The sequence below is a fragment of the Streptomyces sp. NPDC096040 genome (genome assembly GCF_040303265.1).
Taxonomy (GTDB): domain Bacteria; phylum Actinomycetota; class Actinomycetes; order Streptomycetales; family Streptomycetaceae; genus Streptomyces.
Genome location: NZ_JBEOTA010000028.1, coordinates 1 through 22,056, shown reverse-complemented (window position 1 = coordinate 22,056; position 22,056 = coordinate 1). Strand labels below are relative to the sequence as shown.

Below are 22,056 nucleotides of genomic sequence, written 5' to 3'. Positions count from 1 at the left end.
AGCAGCCGTCCACGGGGGAGCCCGGATGATCGAAACGCCGTCCCTGGTGGACCAGTACTGCCACGGAGTGCTCCGCACCGAGCTGGGCCTGGGCACCTTCGAGGCCCAGCTCGCCCGCACCGAAGGCCCCCCGGCCCCTGGCACCACCCTCTTCGACACGCAGACCGGTTTCGCGGTACGACGCTGGTGCCCCCCGCTCCTCGGCCTGGAACCCCACTGCCCGCCCGCCCGCTATCTCGCCCGGCGCCGCGAGCTCGGCGTCCTGGAGGCGGGCCGCCGCCTGCTGCGGGGCAGCGGCATCACCACCTACCTCGTCGACACCGGCCTCCCCGGCGACCTCACCGGCCCCGCGGAGCTGGCCTCCACCGGCGCCGCCGAGGCGAGGGAGATCGTCCGCCTGGAACTCCTCGCGGAGCAGGTCGCCGACACCTCCGGCACCGTCGAGTCCTTCCTCGCCAACCTCGCCGAGTCGGTGCACGGCGCGGCGGCGAACGCGGTCGCCTTCACCTCCGTCGCCGGACTGCGGCACGGCCTCGCCCTGGCCCCCGAGCCGCCCGGACCCGGCGAGGTGAGAGGCGCCGCCGGCCGCTGGCTGGCGGCCCGCCGGGTCGGTGGTGAGCTGACCGACCCGGTCCTGCTACGGCACCTGCTGTGGATCGCCGTGGCCTCCGGTCTCCCGCTCCAGCTGCATGCGGGCCTCGGCGAGCCCGGCGCCCGGATCGACCGCACCGACCCGGTCCTGCTGACCGACTTCGTCCGGGCCACCGCGGGCCTCGGCACCGACCTGGTCCTGCTGCACGGCTACCCGTACCACCGCCACGCCGCCCACCTCGCCGGCGTCTTCTCGCACGTGTACGCCGACTCGGGCGCGGCCCTGGTCCGCACCGGAGCCCGGGCCGCGACGATCCTCGCCGAGATCCTGGAACTGGCCCCCTTCGGCAAGATCCTCTTCTCCAGCGGCGCCCACGGCCTGCCCGAACTGCACGTCGTCGGCGCCCGCCTCTTCCGCGAGTCCCTCGCCCGCGTCCTCGGCACCTGGGTGGCCGAGGACGCCTGGTCACTCGGCGACGCACAACGCGTGGCCAAGCTGATCGCGGCGGGGAACGCGAGGCGGGTGTACGGGCTGGAGTGAGCCGCACAGACTGAGCGCATGCGGACCGAGACGTTACTGACCAGCTTCTGCCACGAACTGACACCCCTGGACCCCGTCGCCGTCTGGGCGCATGGCTCGCTCGCCGGTGGCGACTACCAGGAGGGCCGTAGCGACCTGGACCTCGTCGCGGTGCTGCCGGGCCCGGTGACCCCGGCCGTCGTATGGAGGATCGCCGTAGCGCACGCCCGGCTGCGTGCGGTGCCGCTCGCAGCCGGGCTGCACTGCACCTACCTGACCCCTTCGACCGCGGACGACGCCGCGCGCCGCCATCTGACCTGGGCGCACGAGCAGCTGTTCAGACGGCCGGTCACCCCGGTGACCCGGCGTGAGCTGCACGCCTTCGGGCGGGTGCTGCACGGACGACCGCCGACGGAGCTGCTGCCGGCCGTGCCGGACCAGGAACTCCGTGACTTCGTCGTACGCGACCAGCGGGACTTCTGGAGGGCCGCCGTCGACAACGCCCCGCTCTGGAGGCAGGACATCTGGGTCGACCTGGGCCTGATCACCTTCGCCCGCGCAACCGTCACCGCACGCGAGGGCCGGCTGATCTCCAAACGGGAGTCGCTCGACCTGCTGCCGGGCCTCGGGGCGCCCGTCGAGGTCGTCGAGGACATCCGCAGCCGTCGCTATGACGACCCCGCGCCGCCCACCGAGGAGTGGACGGCGCGCAGGGCCCGGCTGGCCCGGAACTACTTGGGGGCGGCCATCGACGCGCTCACCGCGTCGTACGACTGAGCGGGCAGGTCGGCGGCCGGGACGTCGGCGCGTTCCCGCAGGGAGAGCAGGACCCGCAGTACGCCGATCCACACCAGGCAGGAGCCGAACATGTGGAAACCCACCAGGACCGTGGGCAGGTGCGTGAAGTACTGGACGTAACCGATCACGCCCTGGCCGAGCAGGATCAGGAAGAGGTCACGGGTGCGGTCGCGCGGTCCTTGGGGAGCGTTGATGCCCCTCAGGAAGAACCAGAGCGCGAAGGTCAGCGACACCACGATCCAGGCCAGCACCGCGTGCAGCTCGGCGACGCCTGCCCAGCTGACGTGGATGCGCTCCACCTCGCCGGAGTCGCCCGGGTGCGGGCCGGCGCCGGTCACCACCGTGCCCACCGCGATGAGCAGCAGCGACACGGTCACCAGGGCCCACACCAGCTGCTGCACGGCCTTGCCGACCAACGGGCGCGGCTCCCCGTCGCCCTCGCGGGTGCGCTGCCACATCAGGGCGGCGACCGTGATGAGGGCGGTCGCCAGCAGGAAGTGGGCGGCGACGGTGTACGGGTTGAGGCCGACGAGCACCACGACGCCGCCGAGGATCGCGTTGCTCATCACGAGCCAGAACTGCGCCCAGCCCAGCCGCGTCAGGCTGCGCCGGTACGGCTTCTGGGACCGGGCGGCGATGATCGCCCAGCCGACCGCCGCGCACAGCACATAGGTCAGCATGCGGTTCGTGAACTCGATGGCGCTGTGGTAGCTCAGCGCGGTCGTCGGGGTCAGCGAGCCGTCGGTGCACTCGGGCCAGGTCGGGCAGCCGAGGCCGGAGCCGGTGAGCCGGACCGCACCGCCGGTGACCACGATGACCACCGACATGACGAGTGCGGCGAGGGCCGCGCGCCGGACGGTCCGGGGATCCGGGGTCCAGCGGTCGGCGATGAAGGCGAGCGGGTTGCGCACGGCCGCTACGGCGTCGGCGGGGGTCAGCTTTGGCACGCGCACCATCGTAGGGGGCCGCTTGTGCATGCGTTCACGAGGGTCGGGGATGTGAGCGGCACGTCGGCGCGTCTCGGCGACATGCGGCATCGGGCGCTCTCTGCCGATCTGGTCTACTCCCAGCGGAAGAAGCGCCCGGCGGCAGCCAGCCCCACCACCGCCCACACCGCCAGGATCCCCAGGTCGCCCCACGGCATCCCGGCGCCGTGCTGGAGGACGTCGCGCAGGCCGTCCGACAGTGCGGAGATGGGCAGCAGGCCCAGTACGTCCTGGCCCGTCGAGCCGAACTTGTCCAGCGGGACGATGACCCCGCCGCCCACGAGCAGCAGCAGGAACACCAGGTTGGCGGCCGCCAGTGTCGCCTCCGCCTTGAGGGTGCCCGCCATCAGCAGGCCGAGGCCGGAGAACGCGGCCGTGCCGAGGACCAGCAGGAGCAGGACGGCGAGGGGGTTGCCGTGCGGGGACCAGCCGAGCGCGAAGGCGATCACCGTCAGCAGGATCACCTGGAGGATCTCGGTGACCAGGACCGACGCCGTCTTCGCCGTCATCAGCCCCCAGCGGGGCAGCGGGGAGGAGGCGAGCCGCTTCAGGACGCCGTACCGGCGTTCGAAGCCGGTCGCGATGGCCTGGCCCGTGAAGGCCGTGGACATGACGGCGAGGGCGAGGATGCCCGGGGCCAGGAAGTCGACCGACTTGCCGGCCCCCGTGTCCACGACGTCCACCGAGCTGAACAGGACCAGGAGCAGCGTCGGGATCACCACCGTCAGCAGCAGCTGCTCGCCGTTGCGCAGCAGCATCTTCGTCTCCAGGGCCGCCTGCGCCGCGATCATGCGGGGGAGCGGGGCGGCACCCGGCTTCGGGGTGTGGGTGCCCGTGGCGGTGGTCATGAGCGCAGCTCCTTGCCGGTCAGCTCCAGGAAGACGTCCTCCAGCGTGTGGCGTTCGACCGAGATGCGGTCCGGCATCACCCCGTGCTGGGCGCACCACGAGGTCACCGTCGCCAGCAACTGCGGGTTGACCTTGCCCATGACCCGGTAGGAACCCGGCGTCAGCTCGGCGGCCGAGGAGTCGGCGGGGAGCGCCTTGAGCAGGGAGGCGACGTCGAGGCCGGGGCGGCCGGTGAACCGCAGGGTGTTCTCGGCGCCGCCCTTGCACAGTTCCTCGGGGGAGCCCTGGGCGATCACCCGGCCGGCGTCGATGACGGCGACGTCGTCGGCGAGTTGCTCGGCCTCCTCCATGTAGTGGGTGGTGAGGATGACCGAAACGCCGTCGGTGCGCAGGTCCCGCACCAGGTCCCAGGTGGCCCGGCGGGCCTGCGGGTCGAGTCCGGCGGTCGGCTCGTCGAGGAAGACCAGTTCCGGACGGCCCACGACGGCCATGGCGAGCGCCAGCCGCTGCTGCTGGCCGCCGGAGAGCCGGCGGTACGCCGTACGGCCGCAGCCGCCAAGGCCCAGCCGCTCGATCAACGCGTCCACGTCCAGCGGCTGCGCGTGCAGCTTCGCCACGTGCCGCAGCATCTCGTCCGCGCGGGCGCCGGAGTAGACCCCGCCGGACTGGAGCATCACGCCCACTCTGGGGCGCAGCTCGGCGGACTGCCGTACGGGATCGAGGCCCAGGACGCGCACCGAGCCGGAGTCCGGCCTGCGGTACCCCTCGCAGGTCTCGATCGTCGTCGTCTTTCCCGCGCCGTTGGGTCCGAGTACGGCGGTCACACCCGGCCGGGCCACCAGGTCGAGGCCGTCCACGGCGGGTTTCGTGCCGTACCGCTTCACCAGGTTCCGCACCTGGACCACGGGCTCACTTCGCATGGTGACAGAGTCTAGGGACGGCTGCCGTCACCCGGACGGCCGGGTGCTAGATCTCCTCCTCACGGGGTCGGTGTACGGCCAGCCATCGCTCGGCATAGGCCACCGCCTCACGTACGGGGAAGAGCCGGGCCTCGGCCGCGCCGACCGTTCCGCGTACGACGACGGGCCGGTCGCGTTCGAAGTCGCAGCCCAGTTCGTCGAAGCGGTCGGAGGTGATCGACACCTCGGTCACCACCTCCCAGCCGCCGCCCGGGGCGGGCCGGCCGACCCGGACGCGGGGCGACGGTATGCGGTATTCGGCCAGGTGGAAGCTGGTGCAGGTGGCGTAACCGGTGCCGAGCATGAGCACGCGCGCGTCCAGCTTCTCCAGGCGGCCCAGCGGGCTCCGCTCGCCGAGTCGGCAGTCGGTGGCGTGGCCCTCGACGATCTCGGCCGCGCGGGGACCGATCGCGGCGAACGAGGTCTGCGGGTGCGCGCTGCGCAGGGCGCCCGGCCAGGTCCGCACGGTCTCCGGGATCACGCCGACCCCGCGCGCGGGGGTGACCCGGGGGTCGTACGACGGCATGGTGGCCCGGATGGTCTCCCACCACTCCTGCGGTACCGGAGGATTCCGCCACACCGCCGGGTCCGAGAGGTCGCCGGTCTGGGTGGGGACCACCAGGGTGCCGTTCGGCCCAAGGGCGTCGAGAAGACTTTGGGCGACCGCCACGGCTCCGCCGTTGACCCAGCCGAGGGAACTGAGCGAGGTGTGCGCGAGGAGGGTTTCGCCGGTCTTCACACCGAGCAGCCGAAGCTGCTTCGCGAGGGTGTCCCGGGTGACAAGAGGGCCGGTCGGAGCAGGTGTGGGCATGGTTCCGGAGTGTTCCGGACTGGGCCGCCGGACGCCACCGTTTTGCGTGCGGGATGATCGATCAAAGATCGTTTGCGCAGGTCGGTTTAGGTAATCCTAAGTGACGCAGGGCACCGTCCGGCGGTCCGGGCGCCGCTTGCCTGGCTCTGAGGAATTACGCAACAATGGCGTTGTGAAAAACGTCGGCGAGGCTCGGGAGACCCCCACGGGGACCCCCCAGGAGGAACTCGCGACCGGTGAGCGTTCGACGCGCAACCGGGTCGCGCGGTCGATCCTGGACCACGGCCCGTCGACCGTCACCGAGCTGGCCGGACGCCTGTGCCTGACCCCGGCGGCCGTACGCCGACACCTGGACGCCCTGGTCGCCGACGACGTCGTGGAGCCACGCGAGCAGCGGGTGTACGGCGCGCGGACGCGCGGCCGTCCCGCCAAGGTCTTCGCCCTCACCGACTGCGGCCGCGACGCCTTCGACCAGTCGTACGACGCCCTCGCCGCCGACGCGCTGCGCTGGATCGCCGAGCAGGGGGGCGGCCAGGAGGCGGTCGCCGCCTTCGCGCGGGCCCGGATCGCCGCGCAGGCGAGCGCCTACCGCAGGGCGATCGAGGCCGTGAGCCCCGACGACCGCACGGAAGCGCTGGCCAAGGCCCTGAGCAGGGACGGGTACGCTGCAACGGCGCGCAGCGCACCGGTCGGCGAACAGCTGTGCCAGCACCACTGCCCGGTCGCCCATGTCGCGGAGCAGTTCCCCCAGCTGTGCGAGGCGGAGACGGAGATCTTCGCCGAGCTGCTCGGAACGCACGTCCAGCGGCTGGCGACCATCGCGCACGGCGACGGCGTCTGCACGACGTTCATCCCCAAGATTTCCACTGACGCATCTGCTAGTACGGCCGGGAGGAACCCCGCATGACTCTCCCCACGGAGACTGCCCACCCCGAACTCGAGGGCCTGGGCAAGTACGAATACGGCTGGGCCGACTCCGACACGGCCGGCGCCTCTGCCAAGCGCGGCATCAACGAGGACGTCGTCCGGGACATCTCCGGCAAGAAGAGCGAGCCGGAGTGGATGACCAAGCTCCGTCTCAAGGGCCTGCGCCTCTTCGAGAAGAAGCCGATGCCGAACTGGGGATCGGACCTGTCGGGCATCGACTTCGACAACATCAAGTACTTCGTGCGCTCCACGGAGAAGCAGGCGGAGTCCTGGGAGGACCTGCCCGAGGACATCAAGAACACCTACGACAAGCTGGGCATCCCGGAGGCGGAGAAGCAGCGCCTGGTCGCCGGTGTCGCCGCCCAGTACGAGTCGGAGGTCGTCTACCACCAGATCCGCGAGGACCTGGAGGAGCAGGGCGTCATCTTCCTGGACACCGACACCGCGCTGAAGGAGCACCCGGACCTCTTCAAGGAGTACTTCGGGACCGTCATCCCGGTCGGTGACAACAAGTTCGCGTCGCTGAACACGGCCGTGTGGTCCGGCGGCTCCTTCATCTACGTGCCGAAGGGCGTGCACGTGGAGATCCCGCTCCAGGCCTACTTCCGTATCAACACGGAGAACATGGGCCAGTTCGAGCGGACCCTGATCATCGTCGACGAGGGTGCCTACGTGCACTACGTCGAGGGCTGCACCGCCCCGATCTACAAGTCGGACTCGCTGCACTCCGCGGTCGTCGAGATCATCGTCAAGAAGAACGCCCGCTGCCGCTACACGACCATCCAGAACTGGTCGAACAACGTCTACAACCTGGTCACCAAGCGCGCCGTCGCCTACGAGGGCGCCACCATGGAGTGGATCGACGGCAACATCGGCTCCAAGGTGACGATGAAGTACCCGGCCGTCTACCTGATGGGCGAGCACGCCAGGGGCGAGACCCTGTCCATCGCCTTCGCGGGCGAGGGCCAGCACCAGGACGCCGGCTCCAAGATGGTCCACATGGCGCCGAACACGTCGTCCAACATCGTCTCGAAGTCGGTCGCGCGCGGTGGCGGTCGTACCTCCTACCGCGGCCTGGTCGAGATCGGCGAGGGCGCGGCCGGATCCAAGTCGAACGTGCTGTGCGACGCGCTGCTCGTCGACACCATCTCCCGCTCGGACACGTACCCGTACGTCGACGTCCGCGAGGACGACGTGTCCATGGGCCACGAGGCGACCGTCTCCAAGGTCTCCGAGGACCAGCTCTTCTACCTGATGAGCCGCGGTCTCTCCGAGTTCGAGGCGATGGCGATGATCGTGCGCGGCTTCGTCGAGCCCATCGCGAAGGAGCTGCCGATGGAGTACGCGCTGGAGCTCAACCGGCTGATCGAGCTGCAGATGGAAGGCGCGGTCGGCTAACCCCACCGCCCCTCCCGGCAAGCCACTTACGGAACGGAAAGCGAGCACTACGACAGCCATGGCTGAGGCTCAGAACTCCCCCACTCTCGGCTCCGCTCGAGCGGGGGGACCCCCACCGGTGGGCTCCACCACCGCCGGCGCCATCGCGGTGGCCGCCGAGTCGACCGTCGCGACACGCATGAGCGCGCCCCCGTCCTTCGACGTCGCGGACTTCGCGGTCCCGCACGGCCGCGAGGAGGAGTGGCGGTTCACCCCGCTGGAACGGCTGCGCGGACTGCACGACGGCACCGCCGTCGCCACCGGCGAGGGCGTGAAGGTCGTCGTCGAGGCCCCCGAGGGCGTCACCGTCGAGACCGTGGACCGCGACGACCCGCGGCTCGGCAGGGCCGGCACCCCGGTGGACCGGGTCGCCGCCCAGGCGTACTCGGCGTTCGAGAAGGCCGGCGTGGTCAGCGTCCCCAAGGAGACGGCGCTCACCGAGCCGATCCGGATCGCCGTGCACGGCGAGGGCGGCACCGCCTTCGCCCACCAGGTGATCGAGCTGGGCGCCTTCGCCGAGGCCGTCGTCGTCATCGACCACACCGGTGACGCGGTGCTCGCCGCCAACGTCGACTACCTGCTCGGCGACGGCGCCAAGCTGACCGTCGTCTCCGTCCAGGACTGGGACGAGAAGGCCGTGCACGTGGCCCAGCACAACGCCCTCGTCGGCCGGGACGCCTCCTTCAAGTCGGTCGTCGTCACCTTCGGCGGCGATGTCGTACGGCTGCACCCGCGCGTCTCCTACGCGGGCACCGGTGGCGAGGCCGAGCTGTACGGCCTCTACTTCACGGACGCCGGGCAGCACCAGGAGCACCGGCTGTTCGTCGACCACAACACCCCGCACTGCAAGTCGAACGTGGCCTACAAGGGCGCCCTCCAGGGCGAGCAGGCGCACGCGGTCTGGATCGGCGACGTCCTCATCGAGGCCAGGGCCGAGGGCACCGACACCTACGAGATGAACCGCAACCTGGTCCTCACGGACGGCGCGCGGGTCGACTCGGTGCCGAACCTGGAGATCGAGACCGGCGAGATCGTCGGCGCCGGCCACGCCTCCGCCACCGGCCGCTTCGACGACGAGCAGCTCTTCTATCTGATGGCCCGCGGCATCCCGGAGTACGAGGCCCGCCGTCTGGTGGTCCGCGGCTTCTTCGCCGAGCTGGTCCAGCAGATCGGTGTCGCCGACATCGAGGAGCGGCTGCTCGCCAAGATCGAGGAGGAGCTGGAGGCCGCGGTCGCATGACCACGTTCGTACGCGCCTGCGGCCTGAGCGAGCTGGAGGACGGCACCCCGAAACGGGTGGAACTCGACGGCACGCCCATCTCGGTCGTCCGCACCGAGGGAGAGGTGTTCGCGATCTACGACATCTGCTCCCACGCCAACGTCTCGCTCTCCGAGGGCGAGGTGGAGGACTGCCAGATCGAGTGCTGGCTGCACGGCTCCAGCTTCGACCTGCGCACCGGCAAGCCCTCCGGCCTCCCGGCCACCCGCCCCGTCCCCGTATACCCCGTAAAGATCGAAGGGGACGACGTGCTCGTCTCCCTCACCCAGGAGTCCTGAGGCACCCATGGCAACGCTTGAAATCCGAGACCTGCACGTCACCGTCGAGGCCGACAACGCCACGAAGGAGATCCTCAAGGGCGTCGACCTCACCGTGAAGCAGGGCGAGACGCACGCCATCATGGGCCCCAACGGCTCCGGCAAGTCGACCCTCGCCTACTCGCTCGCGGGCCACCCGAAGTACACGATCACCGAGGGCACCGTGCTGCTCGACGGCGAGGACGTCCTGGAGATGTCCGTCGACGAGCGCGCCCGCGCGGGCCTGTTCCTGGCGATGCAGTACCCGGTCGAGGTCCCGGGTGTGTCCGTGTCGAACTTCCTGCGGACCTCCGCCACCGCCATCCGCGGCGAGGCCCCCAAGCTGCGCACCTGGGTGAAGGAGGTCAAGGAGGCCATGGAGCGCCTCCACATGGACCAGTCCTTCGCCGAGCGCAACGTCAACGAAGGCTTCTCCGGCGGTGAGAAGAAGCGCCACGAGATCCTCCAGCTCGAACTGCTCAAGCCGAAGATCGCGATCCTTGACGAGACCGACTCCGGCCTGGACGTGGACGCCCTTCGCATCGTCTCCGAGGGCGTCAACCGCGTCCGCGAGACCGGCGAGGTCGGCACCATGCTGATCACGCACTACACGCGCATCCTGCGCTACATCAAGCCCGACTACGTCCACGTCTTCTCCGCCGGCCGCATCGTCGAGTCCGGCGGCGCCGAGCTCGCCGACAAGCTGGAGGACGAGGGCTACGAGGCATATGCGAAGCTCGACGGAGCCGACACGAAGGGTGGCGCATCCGCGTGACACAGCTGCCGGGCCTCCTCGACACCGAGGCGATCCGCAAGGACTTCCCCATCCTGGACCGGCTGGTCCATGACGACCGGAAGCTCGTGTACCTGGACAACGCGGCGACCTCGCAGAAGCCCCGCCAGGTACTGGACGCCCTGAGCGAGTACTACGAGCGCTACAACGCCAACGTCCACCGCGGTGTGCATGTGCTCGCCGAGGAGGCCACGGCGCTGTACGAGGGTGCGCGCGACAAGGTCGCCGAGTTCATCAACGCGCCCAGCCGCGACGAGGTGATCTTCACCAAGAACGCCTCCGAGTCGCTGAACCTCGTGGCGAACATGCTCGGCTGGGCCGACGAGCCCTACCGGGTGGACCACGAGACCGAGATCGTCATCACGGAGATGGAGCACCACTCCAACATCGTGCCGTGGCAGCTGCTGGCGCAGCGCACCGGCGCGAAGCTGAAGTGGTTCGGCCTCACCGACGACGGCCGCCTCGACCTGTCCAACATCAACGAGATCATCACCGAGAAGACGAAGATCGTCTCCTTTGTGCTGGTGTCGAACATCCTGGGCACGGTCAACCCGGTCGAGGCGATAGTCCGCCGCGCCCAGGAGGTCGGCGCGCTGGTCTGCATCGACGCCTCCCAGGCGGCGCCGCACATGCCGCTGGACGTCCAGGCCCTCCAGGCCGACTTCGTCGCCTTCACCGGCCACAAGATGTGCGGCCCGACCGGCATCGGCGTCCTGTGGGGCCGCCAGGAACTCCTGGAGGACCTGCCCCCGTTCCTCGGCGGCGGCGAGATGATCGAGACGGTGTCGATGCACTCCTCGACCTACGCCCCGGCGCCCCACAAGTTCGAGGCGGGCACCCCGCCGATCGCGCAGGCGGTCGGTCTCGGCGCGGCGATCGACTATCTGAACGCCATCGGCATGGACAAGATCCTCGCCCATGAGCACGCGCTGACGGATTACGCGGTACGGCGTCTCACCCAGGTACCCGATCTGAGGATCATCGGCCCCACCACGGCCGAGGACCGGGGCGCGGCGATCTCCTTCACCCTCGGGGACATCCACCCGCACGACGTGGGCCAGGTTCTCGACGAGCAGGGCATCGCGGTCCGGGTCGGCCACCACTGCGCCCGGCCGGTCTGCCTGCGGTACGGAATTCCTGCGACCACGCGAGCGTCGTTCTATCTGTACTCCACGCCGGCCGAGATCGACGCTCTGGTCGCGGGCCTGGAGCACGTACGGAACTTCTTCGGCTGAAGGGCGTGAACTGAGACCGTGAAGCTGGACTCGATGTACCAGGAAGTCATCCTGGACCACTACAAACACCCGCACGGGCGTGGTCTCAGGGATGGCGACGCCGAGGTGCACCATGTGAACCCGACGTGCGGCGACGAGATCACCCTCCGAGTGAAGTACGACGGCACGACGATCGAGGACGTCTCGTACGAGGGCCAGGGCTGCTCGATCAGCCAGGCGAGCGCCTCCGTACTGAACGACCTCCTGGTCGGCAAGGAGCTGGCCGACGCGCAGAAGATCCAGGAGACCTTCCTGGAGCTGATGCAGTCCAAGGGCAAGCTCGAACCCGATGACGCGATGGAGGAGGTGCTGGAGGACGCGGTCGCGTTCGCCGGTGTCTCCAAGTACCCGGCCCGGGTCAAGTGCGCCCTCCTGAGCTGGATGGCATGGAAGGACGCGACGGCTCAGGCGCTGGGTGGCGCGGCCGACGCCGAAAGGAAGACGGCATGACCGACACCGTTGAGATGAAGCCCGCCTCGGAGGAGGAACTCCGCGAGGCCCTGATGGACGTGGTCGACCCCGAGCTCGGCATCGATGTCGTCAACCTCGGCCTGATCTACGGCATCCACGTCGACGACGCGAACATCGCCACCGTCGACATGACCCTGACCTCGGCGGCCTGCCCGCTGACGGACGTCATCGAGGACCAGGCCAAGTCCGCCACGGACGGTCTCGTCAACGAACTGCGCATCAACTGGGTCTGGATGCCCCCGTGGGGCCCCGACAAGATCACCGACGACGGCCGCGAGCAGCTCCGGGCGCTCGGGTTCAACGTCTGACGTTCGCGTACCTTGAAAGCGGCGGCACCGGGCAGGTGCCGCCGCTTTCGCGTGCTCAGGCCAGGGGATCCACCAGGCGGAATGCCGAGTCCGCGCGGTAGAGGTCGCTGTTCTGGTAGGTGTCCAGTTTCAGCTGGAAGTTCTGGTGGCGCAGAAAGCGGCCGGGGTAGTTCACCGACTCCAGCATGACCGCGCCGGAGTAGGCCGAGGCGCGGGCGCAGAAGGTGGCGTCCTGGTGGAAGAGGGGCGAGCCGTCGCTCTGATCGGCGCGCAGCAGGAAGTTGCGGTGGCGCAGGTACTTCCCGTCGGACGTCCGGAACGAGTAGCAGGAGCTGTTCGCGAGGCCCTTGACGACGGTGAACGTGGAGTCCTCGCGGGACTCCGAGCCGCGCACCGGGTCGAGCTTCACGTAACCGTCGCTCACATGCCAGTAGCGGTCCGGGTAGTTGACCGAGCGGACCGACCGGGCGGTGGACTGCTGTGTGGAGCCGCCGCCCGATCCGCCCGAACCGCCTTTGGGCGGCGAGGACTTGGAGGGTTTCGCGCCGGAGGGCGAGGTCTTCGGGGTGGCGGCGGGTGCTGTGGCCGACGCCGTGGCGGAGGGGGACGAGGTCGGCGAAGTCGTCAGCATGCCCGACTTGTCCTTGCCGGGGGTGGCCGGTCCCGTCGATGTCGGTGAGGCGAAGGAGAGCAGGCCGGGGCCGTGGTCGAGGGCCGCGTCGGTCGGCGATGGAGGCGCCGCTGACGCCCGGTCAGGGGTGCTGCGGCTGACGGCTATCGCGGTGACGCAGGCGACGACCGTGGCGATCGCCAGCGTGCCGGCCAGCCAGAGTCTTCGGGTTCCGGGAGCCCGGGAGGCGTCGGGGACCCAGCCGTTCTCCCAGGCGGGATGCGGCGGGGGTTGGGGGGTGGTTTCTGGCATGCGCTTTTCCTCCAGCGGCGCCAAGGCAGCGGCGGCCGGGGGTGTGAGGGGGAGGTGGGTGAAGTGTGAAGCAATGGTGGATCACAGAGGTGCACACACTAGTGGAGTCACGCGGCTACGGGGAGGTGTTTCAGCTAGCGGTTTCTATGAGGATTAAACAACTTCATGCGACGCACGGGAGTTCAAACGCCGATCTGTGTCCACCAGGCCGCCCACGCCCAGTTGGCGGGCGCGATCCGGCCCGGGCTGTACGTCAGCTGCGCCACCTGCGGTGGCGCTGCCGCGCGAAGTGAAGCCCACGCGCGAGGAGTTGCAGAGGAACAACTGGCGAATGTTACCGCCGGTCTCCCCGCCGTCGGCGACGTTCGCCGGGTTGATCTGCGTGTACGAGTACCCCGGACCGCCTGCCGCCGGGATCGCGGAGATCGGCGTGGAGAGGGTGGTGCTCACGGAGAGTGCCGTTGCCCGTCGCGCGGTTGTTGTTCCGGACCTCCTCCTGTGCGGAGGCCTCTTGTGTACGACCGTACACAGCGTTGCGTACAATCGTACACATGGGATACCTGACGCTCGCCGGCGCCATAGCCGCCGAGGTCGCCGCCACGACGGCGATGAAGTACAGCGAGGGTTTCAGCAGGCTCTGGCCCTCGCTTGTGACGGCACTGGGGTACGTGCTGTCGTTCCTGCTCCTGGCCGCGACCCTGAAGACCGTGTCGATCGGCACGGCGTACGCGATCTGGTCCGGAGTCGGCACCGCGGCCATCGCCGTGCTCGGCCTGCTGCTGTTCGGCGAGGGGCTCAGCCTGGTCAAGGTCGCCGGGATCGTGCTCATCGTCGGCGGAGTGGTGGTCCTGAACCTGGGAGGCGCGCACTGATGCCACGCCGTTACGACCCCGAACGCAGGCAGCGGATCATCGAGGCGGCGATCCGCGTGGTGGGGGAGAAAGGGCTCGCCGGGCTCTCCCATCGCTCGGTCGCCGCCGAGGCGGACGTACCGCTCGGCTCGACGACGTACCACTTCAAGACCCTCGACGAGCTGATGGTCGCCGCGCTGCGGCAGGCCAACGAGGGCTTCGCCAAGGTGGTCGCCTCGTACGGCGGCCTGGACGACTCAACGGCCGACCTCGCCACCGCCCTCGCACGGATCCTCGGCGACTGGCTGAGCGGGGACCGTACCGCCGTGGAGCTGGAGTACGAGCTCTACCTCGCCGCCCTGCGCCGCCCGGCCCTGCGCCCCGTCGCCGCCGAGTGGGCCGACGACCTCGCCGAACGGCTCGCCCACCGCACCGACCCGGTCACGGCGCGGGCGCTGGTCGCGCTGATGGACGGGATCTGCCTCCAGGTGCTGCTGACGGGGACGCCGTACGACGAGGGGTACGCGCGAGACGTCCTGGGGCGCGTGATTCCCTGAGCGGAACGCGTCCGCCACTGCCCTCCCCGCCGCCCCGGCCGGATCACCGTGAACCCTCCGGCGGACATCGGGGAACAGGGGGTGACACGCAAGCACCGACGAACCAGGGAGAGCCCTCGTGAGCGGACCGCCGCCGGCCACGGCACAGGCGGGGGACGACGCGGAGACCGTCGCCCAGTCACTGGAACAACCGGAGCTCTTCGCCCGGCTCTACGACCGCTACGCGCCCGACATCCACCGGTACGCGGCGCGCAGGCTCGGCGACACAGCCGCCGACGACATCACCGCGGACACCTTCCTCGTCGCCTTCCGGATCCGCTCCCGCTACGACCTCGCACGCCCCAACGCGCGCCCGTGGCTGTACGGCATCGCGGGCAACCTGATCGGCAAGCAACGCCGGGCCGAGGTACGGGCGCTCAGGGCGCTGGCCCGCACCGGGCACGACCCGGTCGCCGCGTCCTGGAGCGAGTCCTGGGTCGAGGACACCGACAGCCGGATCGACGCCCAGGGCCCGCTCGCCGGCGCCCTCGCCGCACTGACGGCGGGCGACCGGCACGTCCTGCTGCTCGTCGCCTGGGCCGACCTCACCTACCAGGAGGTCGCCGAGGCGCTGGACATTCCCGTCGGCACGGTCCGCTCCCGGCTCAACCGGGCGCGGCGCAAGGTGCGTACGGCGCTGGGCGCCGATCCGGCATTCTCGGGCGACACCGCGGAGGTGGTATAGCGATGGACGAGATGACCGAGGTGCGCGCGCTGCGCGCCGACGCACCGGTGCCGGACCGGGCACGACTGGCGGCGGGCCGCGCCCGTCTCACCAACGCGGTACGGGCCGGGGAGCGGCGCCGGGCCGGGTGGTGGCGCCGGGAGTTCGTGATTGTCGCGGTCGTGGCCGCCGTGACCGCCGTCGCCGTCACCGTCGCCCTGCTGGCAGGCGGGGTCGGCAGGGGACGCAGGGTGCAGCCCGCGACGCCGGACCTCGACCTGAAGGGGATGAGCGCGCACGACTTCCTGGAACGGGCGGCCGACACGCTGGACAAGCAGCCGACGGGCACCGAACCCACGGCGAAGCAGTGGATCTACACGAGGAAGACGACGAGTTCGGCCCCCGAGGAACAGCCGATCGAGTTCTGGAGTCGGTACGACGGCGGACTGGTGGCCTATCTCCCGGTGGCCGGCGATCCCAAGGTCACCGTCGTGCCGACCACGAGGAGCCAGGAGTCAAAGGACTTCCGCTCCCCGCGTGACGTGTACCGGTTCGTGGCCGCACTGCCGGCCGACGGTGCGGGGACGCTGCAGGCGCTCCGCGCGAGGAACGCCGTCCGGGACACCGAGGGGGCTCCCCAGGCGTGGGACGACTACGCCGAGATCAACACCCTCCTTGTCAAGTACAACCTCATGCCGCCCCACGGGCTGGCCTCGCTGTACCGCGCCCTCGCACTCCTACCCGCCGTGAAGATCACCGACCACCTGGTCGACACGCCCACCGGTCGCAAGGCCGTCGCCCTGGCCTACGACGTCACCACCCTGCCCGACGAACTCACCGCGGACGACAAGGGCAAGGGCGGGGTGGTCACGCAGGTCCTGATCTACCCGCGGACCTACCGGTTCATCGGCTCGCGCATGGTCTTGGACGGCAAGGCCAGCGCTTTCGGTGAGCTGCTCACGACGGCGGTGGTGGACAAGGCCGGCGAGCGCCCCTGACCTGCCCCCGGACCCGGTCGGCCCGCACCACGGGGGAGTGCGGGCCGACCGGCGCATCTTCGGGGCCCGTCCCCTGAGACGCCCCGCACGCTGGTTCGCCTCGCAGGCCCCCAGCCGGTTAGGTTGCCCTCATGACCGACACGACTGCTCCTCGTCCCACCGGTGCCGCCGCCGCCGGCCTCGCCACGATCGCCGCCGACGGCACCGTTCTCGACACCTGGTTCCCCGCTCCCGAGCTGGTCGCCGAGCCCGGCCCGGCCGGCACCGAGACGCTGTCCGCCGAGCAGGCCGTGGAACTCCTCGGCGAGGGTGCGGCCCAAGCGATCGGCCCGGACGTCCGCCGCAATGTCGAGGTCGTCGCGGTCCGCACGGTCATCGCCTCGCTCGACGACAAGCCGCTCGACACGCACGACACCTACCTGCGTCTGCACCTGCTCTCGCACCGCCTGGTGAAGCCGCACGGCCAGAGCCTGGACGGTATCTTCGGCCTCCTCGCCAACGTCGCCTGGACCTCCCTCGGCCCGGTCGCCGTCGACGAGATCGAGAAGGTCCGGCTGAACGCCCGCGCCGAGGGCCTGCACCTCCAGGTGACCTCGATCGACAAGTTCCCGCGGATGACGGACTACGTCGTCCCCAAGGGCGTGCGCATCGCCGACGCCGACCGGGTCCGCCTCGGCGCGCACCTCTCCGAGGGCACGACCGTCATGCACGAGGGCTTCGTCAACTTCAACGCCGGCACGCTCGGCACCTCGATGGTCGAGGGCCGTATCTCGGCCGGTGTCGTGGTCGGCAACGGCTCGGACATCGGCGGCGGCGCCTCCACCATGGGGACCCTGTCCGGCGGCGGCAACGTGATCATCGCCATCGGCGAGCGCTGCCTGATCGGTGCCGAGGCGGGCGTCGGGATCGCCCTCGGCGACGAGTGCGTGGTCGAGGCCGGCCTGTACGTCACCGCGGGCACCCGGGTCACCATGCCGGACGGCCAGATCGTCAAGGCCCGCGAGCTGAACGGCGCCTCCAACATCCTCTTCCGCCGCAACTCGGTCACCGGCGCCGTCGAGGCCCGCCCGAACAACGCGGTCTGGGGCGGCCTGAACGAGATCCTGCACAGCCACAACTGACCATCGGGGGTCGTGACCTGCGGCCGCTTAATCGATCACCGCTCTGACCTGCTGCTGAGCTGTCGGCAGTTGTCGACGTTGGTCACTGCTGAGCGCCCTTCCACGGCCCGAGGACGGCCCGGGGGAGGGCGCTCACGTGCTTTCTCCGGCGGGACATCGGCCTGTCCCCCCGAGGCCCATCAGCATCCACGGGAGCAGCAGCGAACCCGTCGGCTGCGGCAGGGCTATGGACTATCGATTGATGGGGATCTCGTAGACGATCTCGCAGTGGGCGGCGGGCACGATGATGTCCGCGGTCTCCACGGGGCGTCCCTGGTCGCTGTAGTAGGTCCGCCGGATGTGGGTGACGAGAGCGGCCTTCTGGATGCCGAGGAGTGAGGCTTCTTCGGCGGTGGCTTGCCGGGGCTCAGGCTGCTCCACGGCGTGGCTGACGGTGATCCCGATGGCGGCCATGCGGTTCACAACGCCGGTCCCGGCGTGCGGGCCTCCCTCGGGGAGGACGACGAGGGTGCCGGCGGTGAGGTCGTAGGGCTCCCAGCTCGTGGAGAGCTGGACGGGCCTGCCGTCGGCCAGGAACTCGTACGCGGTCCGTACGCACAGGTCGCCTCCGGCGATGCCCAGCCGCGCGGCGATGTCGTCAGGGGCGGCCACCTTGGCGTCGGTCCGGCTCTCCCAATCCCCCTGCTTGCCGAGGGCCTTCATGTCCGCGCGGAACGGCGACCCCTGCGGCTGCTCACGCGCCGAGGAGCGGACGACCCGCACGCGTTGCCGGGGCTCGGCGACGTAGGTGCCCGATCCGGCTCGCCCCTCCAGCACGCCCTGTGAGATCAGCAGTTCCTGCGCTCGGCGGACGACGTTCTCGCCCACGCCGCACTCGTGGCCGATCTGCGCGCGGGAGGGGAGACGGTCCCCCGGCTCCCACACGTGCTCCGCGATCCGTCGCCGGAGTTCGTCGGCGATGCGGAGGTAAGGCGGCTGCTCAGACATGTAGAAAATCTAGTCCACTAGCTCTAATCTAGTTAACTAGCTTCACTGAAAGTGATCGCTGGTGACGGAGGCTGTCCTGTGCCCGCTTCGGGAGTTAGCGCGGCGGCCATCGCCGCCCGGCTGTCATCGGCCGGGCTCCCCACGCGCGTGGCGGAACACACCGACTTCACATCGGTCGAAGCGGAGTTACCGGAATCGCTCTCCGCTGAGTCGTGGAGGGAGGTCCTGGAGGTGGTGGCCGAGGCCGACCGGTTCGGGCTCCATGCCACCAGCTTGAGCGGCCGCACCCTCTGGGCGGTCGTACGCAAAGCGGTCCCCACGGCGGGCAATGCCGGGGGACCGAGCCATCAGCGATAGGGGCTGATTCAGCGTGCTCAACCGTATCCGCCGCGCCGTCGCCCGCACCAGGGCGCGGTACGTCTCCAAGGGCAGGCACCGCCGCCGCTTAGCGCCGTCCCGGCCCTTGGGTGGCCCTGCCTCCTCTTCACCCGTTGACAGGCCGACGGTCGCTCTCGGACTGGTCCGCCGCTGGACGAGTCACCACTACCTCCTCAGAGGCGAGGACGTGGCGCTCGTACGCCCGTACGTGCTGGTCGGGGAGAAGCGAGTGGGGCGCCATCCGATGGATGTTGCGGTCCCCAACACGTCGGCTGACACCCGGCCGGTCTTTCTGGGAGTTGGCTGATGGTTCCTCGAAAGCAACTGCACGGCCCTGACGCCTCGACCGTCCGCTACCGCTCCACTGCCTGCCGTGTCGGCACCCACCGCGAGTGCGCGGAGTCTTCTCCGGCTTTGGCGCCGATCGACGTTCCGCTGATCTATGAGGCGTGTGACTGCTCGTGCCACTCGGTGCCGTACCTAGGCTCCCAGGGAGTTGAAGCGGTGAGCGACCTGGGGGCCGAAGGTTCGTCGGCATCCGACATCGACGATCGAAAGGCCAGCGCGCAGACATGACCGCACACAACGGGCTGAGGCTTCTCCCCTGGGCGGGGCCTGAGGGAAAGCCGTGCTACCTGAGCACCGATGACGCGGACGGCTTTATGTCCCGCCTGGCGGACCATATCGAGGCGATACAGCTCGGCATGGCGTCCGAACTCCTGGAGCAAGCGGCTCCGGTGCTCGATGACGAGACAGCGAACGGGGAGGAGTTGAGCCTTCTCGCCGCTCAGTTAGCCGGCGCATTGCGAGACGTACTGCGTGTGGCCACCAGCCGCGGAAACCGTCATACGGACGGTTCGGCCGTGGACGCGGAATTCGGCTTATAACGCCGCAGTGCAGAAGTCCTTGCGTCGACTGCGCAAATGGAACTGATTACAGGGTGGGACGAGCCGCAAGAGGCCGGGGCGTCCCACCCTGTACACCTTCTGATCCGTAGCTCTACAGAGATCGGACAGCGATGGTCATAGAGGTCGCCAGGCGACGCCTGGGAGTTGCTGGCGGGCATGGCAGGTTGCTGAGGTTACGGTACTTCTTTGCTGTACAAGTGAGGGCTGCCCCCAACCTGACGCCGCTCAGCACCCCGGAACGCCTCGACTACTGACGAACCTTCGCCAAGGCAAGCTGAACAAGGCGCAACGCCGTCTGGACTGCCGCGTCATCGCGCAGCGGGCAATTGACGACGTACTGATGACCGGCACGGACATTGCGGAAGCTGATGTGCGGCTCGATGACGTCAGCCACGTCCTCTCTGGTCAAGCGCAGAGTAAGCCCACCGTTGGTCGCCTTGACGTAGGCCACAGCACCGTATCGGCGGACGCCGGCGTCTCGAACCATGACGTAGTCGGTACGACCATCGCGGGTCCGCTCTGACTCGCCCGGACCGATTTCGACGTTGCCGAGCGCCACAGCGCCATGCAGAAAGTCATGCACGCGCTTGGCAATCTCCGGGCTGCGGGCACGGCCATTCACCAACTCCGTGATCTGCGCCCAATCCAGTGCTCCACCCACGCTCTCACTGGGGGCATCGGGGTCAACCTCGCTCGGTGCCCCGGCGTCCGCGTCCTCCTCCCCCTCGGTGAGCCGCAAGAACTCGGCGATCTCCTGCGGCGTGCCGTCGATCAGTCGCATAGCCCCTCCTAGTCGTGAACTTCTACGTCAACGCGACGACTTGAATGTACTCACGTTCACTCATGACTGCAACTCGTCACTCACGCATGAGTATTCGCGTGCGAGTGAAGCAAGCAAGCATGATGACTGTTCTGGGACGACTACCTCGGAGCTCTCAGCTTGGGATGCTCGGTTCTTCTGGGGGTTGTTACTGCGCTGACCTGCGGCGAGGGCGGTGTCGAGGCGCGACCTTTGCGGCTTGGTCGCGAAGCTGGCTTGGTCCGGGACGGCGGCCTGTGCCCGGCGTTCTTCGCTGTCGGTCCAGGACATGGGCAGGTAGAGGGCACGGTCGATGCCTGCGTGCCCGTGCCGGGAGGTGTAGGTGAGGTAGACGGCGACCTGAGCGTTCTCGACTCTGCCCGCGGTGCCGGTGTACTGACGCTGCACGCCCACGGTCCGGGTGCCCTTCTTCAGGTCGCCGGTCTCGTCGACCATGAGTATGGCTTGATCGTCCGCGAGGTGTTCCAGCACGTATTCACGCAGGTCGTCCCGGACCAGATCGGCGTCCCACTTCGCGCGCCCGAGCAGGTGCTGCAGTCCGTCCGGTGTGCGTCCCCGGTGTGCTCGGCGATCGTCCAGCAGTTTTTGCGTGGCAGGTCCGCCAGCAGCCCGAGCACCAACTGCCGTGTCCGACGCCGGGGTTCAACCCGGGCGAACCGGGCAGCAATCCGGCCCATCAGGCCCTCGAAGATGGTCTGCCAGTGCGCAGGCACTACGTTGCTCCCCGCGGCCACCGCGTGGTCTTCAGCCTTCACACACCGATGATCAACGGTGGCCGCAGCCATCCCGCAGCCGGTCCACCGGCAAGATCGCGGTCTACGGCTGGAGTGCCAGGTCGCGCTGATACCAGGTGCCCGGCTTACCGCCGAGGTCGGCCGGGTCTGCCGGGCTGACCGGGACGAACCCGGCCTTGGTCAGCACCCTCTGGGACGCGGCATTGGCGTGGGAGGTGGCTGCGCGCAGTGTGCGCAGCCCGTGCCGTGCCGCCGCCAGCTGGCACAACTCCCGGACGGTCTCGGTCGCAACGCCGCGGCCGGCGACGTGCTGCGCGACCCTGTAGCCGACGTTGGCAGTGCCGTCCTTGACGTCGTACAGGTTGAACCGGCCCAGAACCGAGCCGTCCGCGGCGACCAGCACATAGAAGGCGCAGCCGCCGGCCTCTTGCTCAGCCAGCAAGGCACTGTGCCGGTCGGCGAACTGGTCGTAGAACTCGTCGCCCCGGTCGGAGATCGAGGCAGCGAAGTAGGCACGGTTCGCCAGCTCGAAGGCCAGGACCGCCGGGGCATGGCCAGCATCCAGCTGCTTCAGCTCGGGCACGGCGCGACTCTACCCGGACCGCCCGCCGATGCCACCTGAGTTTCCATCAGCGGCAGACAGCCCCAAGCCCATGGCACACATCACGATCTACAGCTGGAGTACTAGTACTCCAGCAGTACTTCGTGGCTTGACCTGGGGAAACGTCGAGCGGTGGGAGTATAGCGGGCAGGAAGTCGTCACGGACGGCTTCTGCCCG

At 69.4% G+C, this 22,056-nt stretch carries 26 protein-coding genes and 1 pseudogene; 17 read left to right on the top strand and 10 right to left on the bottom strand.

The annotated features are described in order from the left end of the window. Positions 1–25 precede the first annotated feature (25 nt). Together ABTY98_RS32035 and ABTY98_RS32030 are read left to right on the top strand one after the other, a co-directional pair. Positions 26–1,132, top strand: coding sequence for an amidohydrolase family protein (locus tag ABTY98_RS32035; RefSeq protein ID WP_352224559.1), 1,107 nt, complete (start codon positions 26–28; stop codon positions 1,130–1,132). A gap of 18 nt (positions 1,133–1,150) precedes the next feature. After that, a complete protein-coding gene (locus tag ABTY98_RS32030; RefSeq protein ID WP_352224558.1) occupies positions 1,151–1,888 on the top strand; it encodes a nucleotidyltransferase domain-containing protein in 738 nt (245 codons plus the stop codon). Here the strand turns inward: ABTY98_RS32030 and ABTY98_RS32025 are convergent. The 4 genes from ABTY98_RS32025 to ABTY98_RS32010 all read right to left on the bottom strand — a co-directional run bounded on the left by ABTY98_RS32025 (position 1,843) and on the right by ABTY98_RS32010 (position 5,513). Further along, positions 1,843–2,865 carry a COX15/CtaA family protein gene (locus ABTY98_RS32025; RefSeq protein ID WP_352224557.1) on the bottom strand — a complete coding sequence of 341 codons (1,023 nt, stop codon included), beginning with the start codon at positions 2,863–2,865 and terminating at the stop codon, positions 1,843–1,845. The genes ABTY98_RS32030 and ABTY98_RS32025 overlap by 46 nt on opposite strands. Before the next feature lie 104 nt (positions 2,866–2,969). Further along, entirely contained in the window at positions 2,970–3,743 is a 774-nt protein-coding gene (locus ABTY98_RS32020; RefSeq protein ID WP_352224556.1) for an ABC transporter permease, read from the bottom strand. Beyond that, on the bottom strand, positions 3,740–4,663 hold the full coding sequence (locus ABTY98_RS32015; RefSeq protein WP_352224555.1) for an ABC transporter ATP-binding protein: 924 nt from the start codon (positions 4,661–4,663) through the stop codon (positions 3,740–3,742). Before ABTY98_RS32015 ends, ABTY98_RS32020 begins: the two co-directional genes overlap by 4 nt. Positions 4,664–4,709: 46 nt before the next feature. Continuing rightward, on the bottom strand, positions 4,710–5,513 hold the full coding sequence (locus ABTY98_RS32010) for an AAC(3) family N-acetyltransferase (RefSeq protein ID WP_352224554.1): 804 nt from the start codon (positions 5,511–5,513) through the stop codon (positions 4,710–4,712). A 172-nt stretch (positions 5,514–5,685) separates the two neighbouring features. Between ABTY98_RS32010 and ABTY98_RS32005 the strand changes: the two genes are divergently transcribed. Genes ABTY98_RS32005 through ABTY98_RS31970 form a run of 8 tightly spaced genes read left to right on the top strand, consistent with a single transcriptional unit; the run spans position 5,686 to position 12,298 of the window. Next, on the top strand, positions 5,686–6,420 hold the full coding sequence (locus ABTY98_RS32005; protein ID WP_352224553.1) for a helix-turn-helix transcriptional regulator: 735 nt from the start codon (positions 5,686–5,688) through the stop codon (positions 6,418–6,420). Then, positions 6,417–7,838 (top strand): Fe-S cluster assembly protein SufB, encoded by a 1,422-nt coding sequence (sufB, locus tag ABTY98_RS32000; RefSeq protein WP_352224552.1) that lies wholly within the window; start codon positions 6,417–6,419, stop codon positions 7,836–7,838. The genes ABTY98_RS32005 and sufB overlap by 4 nt, the downstream gene beginning before the upstream one ends. 58 nt (positions 7,839–7,896) lie before the next feature. Further along, positions 7,897–9,117, top strand: coding sequence for a Fe-S cluster assembly protein SufD (gene sufD / locus ABTY98_RS31995; RefSeq protein ID WP_352224551.1), 1,221 nt, complete (start codon positions 7,897–7,899; stop codon positions 9,115–9,117). Then, on the top strand, positions 9,114–9,434 hold the full coding sequence (locus ABTY98_RS31990; RefSeq protein ID WP_352224550.1) for a bifunctional 3-phenylpropionate/cinnamic acid dioxygenase ferredoxin subunit: 321 nt from the start codon (positions 9,114–9,116) through the stop codon (positions 9,432–9,434). Before sufD ends, ABTY98_RS31990 begins: the two co-directional genes overlap by 4 nt. 7 nt (positions 9,435–9,441) lie before the next feature. Then, positions 9,442–10,227, top strand: coding sequence for a Fe-S cluster assembly ATPase SufC (sufC, locus tag ABTY98_RS31985; RefSeq protein WP_352224549.1), 786 nt, complete (start codon positions 9,442–9,444; stop codon positions 10,225–10,227). Continuing rightward, entirely contained in the window at positions 10,224–11,480 is a 1,257-nt protein-coding gene (locus tag ABTY98_RS31980; protein WP_352224548.1) for a cysteine desulfurase, read from the top strand. Before sufC ends, ABTY98_RS31980 begins: the two co-directional genes overlap by 4 nt. An 18-nt stretch (positions 11,481–11,498) precedes the next feature. After that, positions 11,499–11,969, top strand: coding sequence for a Fe-S cluster assembly sulfur transfer protein SufU (sufU, locus tag ABTY98_RS31975; RefSeq protein WP_352224547.1), 471 nt, complete (start codon positions 11,499–11,501; stop codon positions 11,967–11,969). Then, positions 11,966–12,298: a metal-sulfur cluster assembly factor gene (locus ABTY98_RS31970; protein WP_037668505.1), complete on the top strand. Its 333-nt coding sequence runs from the start codon at positions 11,966–11,968 to the stop codon at positions 12,296–12,298. The genes sufU and ABTY98_RS31970 overlap by 4 nt, the downstream gene beginning before the upstream one ends. Positions 12,299–12,353: 55 nt before the next feature. Here ABTY98_RS31970 and ABTY98_RS31965 read toward each other — a convergent pair whose 3' ends face one another. Continuing rightward, positions 12,354–13,220, bottom strand: a complete 867-nt coding sequence (locus ABTY98_RS31965; RefSeq protein ID WP_352224546.1) for an AbfB domain-containing protein — start codon at positions 13,218–13,220, stop codon at positions 12,354–12,356. Between the two features lie 153 nt (positions 13,221–13,373). Then, positions 13,374–13,670 carry a hypothetical protein gene (locus tag ABTY98_RS31960; RefSeq protein WP_352224545.1) on the bottom strand — a complete coding sequence of 99 codons (297 nt, stop codon included), beginning with the start codon at positions 13,668–13,670 and terminating at the stop codon, positions 13,374–13,376. 101 nt (positions 13,671–13,771) lie between these two features. On the opposite strand from ABTY98_RS31960, the gene ABTY98_RS31955 reads away from it, so the two are divergent. From ABTY98_RS31955 to dapD, 5 genes are all read left to right on the top strand, one after another. Then, entirely contained in the window at positions 13,772–14,092 is a 321-nt protein-coding gene (locus tag ABTY98_RS31955; RefSeq protein ID WP_352224544.1) for a DMT family transporter, read from the top strand. Then, positions 14,092–14,628 (top strand): TetR/AcrR family transcriptional regulator, encoded by a 537-nt coding sequence (locus ABTY98_RS31950; protein ID WP_352224543.1) that lies wholly within the window; start codon positions 14,092–14,094, stop codon positions 14,626–14,628. Before ABTY98_RS31955 ends, ABTY98_RS31950 begins: the two co-directional genes overlap by 1 nt. A 118-nt stretch (positions 14,629–14,746) precedes the next feature. Beyond that, positions 14,747–15,352 carry an RNA polymerase sigma factor gene (locus ABTY98_RS31945; protein WP_352224542.1) on the top strand — a complete coding sequence of 202 codons (606 nt, stop codon included), beginning with the start codon at positions 14,747–14,749 and terminating at the stop codon, positions 15,350–15,352. Positions 15,353–15,354: 2 nt separating this feature from the next. Continuing rightward, a complete protein-coding gene (locus tag ABTY98_RS31940) occupies positions 15,355–16,329 on the top strand; it encodes a CU044_5270 family protein (RefSeq protein ID WP_352224541.1) in 975 nt (324 codons plus the stop codon). Positions 16,330–16,460: 131 nt separating this feature from the next. Continuing rightward, positions 16,461–17,450, top strand: a complete 990-nt coding sequence (gene dapD, locus ABTY98_RS31935; RefSeq protein ID WP_352224540.1) for a 2,3,4,5-tetrahydropyridine-2,6-dicarboxylate N-succinyltransferase — start codon at positions 16,461–16,463, stop codon at positions 17,448–17,450. A 231-nt stretch (positions 17,451–17,681) separates the two neighbouring features. Here dapD and ABTY98_RS31930 read toward each other — a convergent pair whose 3' ends face one another. Then, positions 17,682–18,437 (bottom strand): GntR family transcriptional regulator, encoded by a 756-nt coding sequence (locus tag ABTY98_RS31930; RefSeq protein ID WP_352224539.1) that lies wholly within the window; start codon positions 18,435–18,437, stop codon positions 17,682–17,684. A gap of 78 nt (positions 18,438–18,515) precedes the next feature. On the opposite strand from ABTY98_RS31930, the gene ABTY98_RS31925 reads away from it, so the two are divergent. Further along, positions 18,516–18,794: a hypothetical protein gene (locus ABTY98_RS31925; RefSeq protein WP_352224538.1), complete on the top strand. Its 279-nt coding sequence runs from the start codon at positions 18,516–18,518 to the stop codon at positions 18,792–18,794. Between the two features lie 593 nt (positions 18,795–19,387). Further along, complete coding sequence (locus ABTY98_RS31920; RefSeq protein ID WP_352224537.1) at positions 19,388–19,702, top strand: hypothetical protein; 315 nt, start codon at positions 19,388–19,390, stop codon at positions 19,700–19,702. A gap of 268 nt (positions 19,703–19,970) precedes the next feature. On the opposite strand, the gene ABTY98_RS31915 is transcribed toward ABTY98_RS31920, so the two are convergent. The 3 genes and pseudogenes from ABTY98_RS31915 to ABTY98_RS31905 all read right to left on the bottom strand — a co-directional run bounded on the left by ABTY98_RS31915 (position 19,971) and on the right by ABTY98_RS31905 (position 21,860). Beyond that, positions 19,971–20,504 carry a hypothetical protein gene (locus ABTY98_RS31915; RefSeq protein ID WP_352224536.1) on the bottom strand — a complete coding sequence of 178 codons (534 nt, stop codon included), beginning with the start codon at positions 20,502–20,504 and terminating at the stop codon, positions 19,971–19,973. A gap of 234 nt (positions 20,505–20,738) precedes the next feature. Beyond that, positions 20,739–21,220 (bottom strand): annotated as a pseudogene (locus ABTY98_RS31910) (IS701 family transposase); the annotation flags it as partial. A 139-nt stretch (positions 21,221–21,359) separates the two neighbouring features. Then, positions 21,360–21,860 carry a GNAT family N-acetyltransferase gene (locus ABTY98_RS31905; RefSeq protein WP_352224535.1) on the bottom strand — a complete coding sequence of 167 codons (501 nt, stop codon included), beginning with the start codon at positions 21,858–21,860 and terminating at the stop codon, positions 21,360–21,362. Between the last annotated feature and the right edge of the window lie 196 nt (positions 21,861–22,056).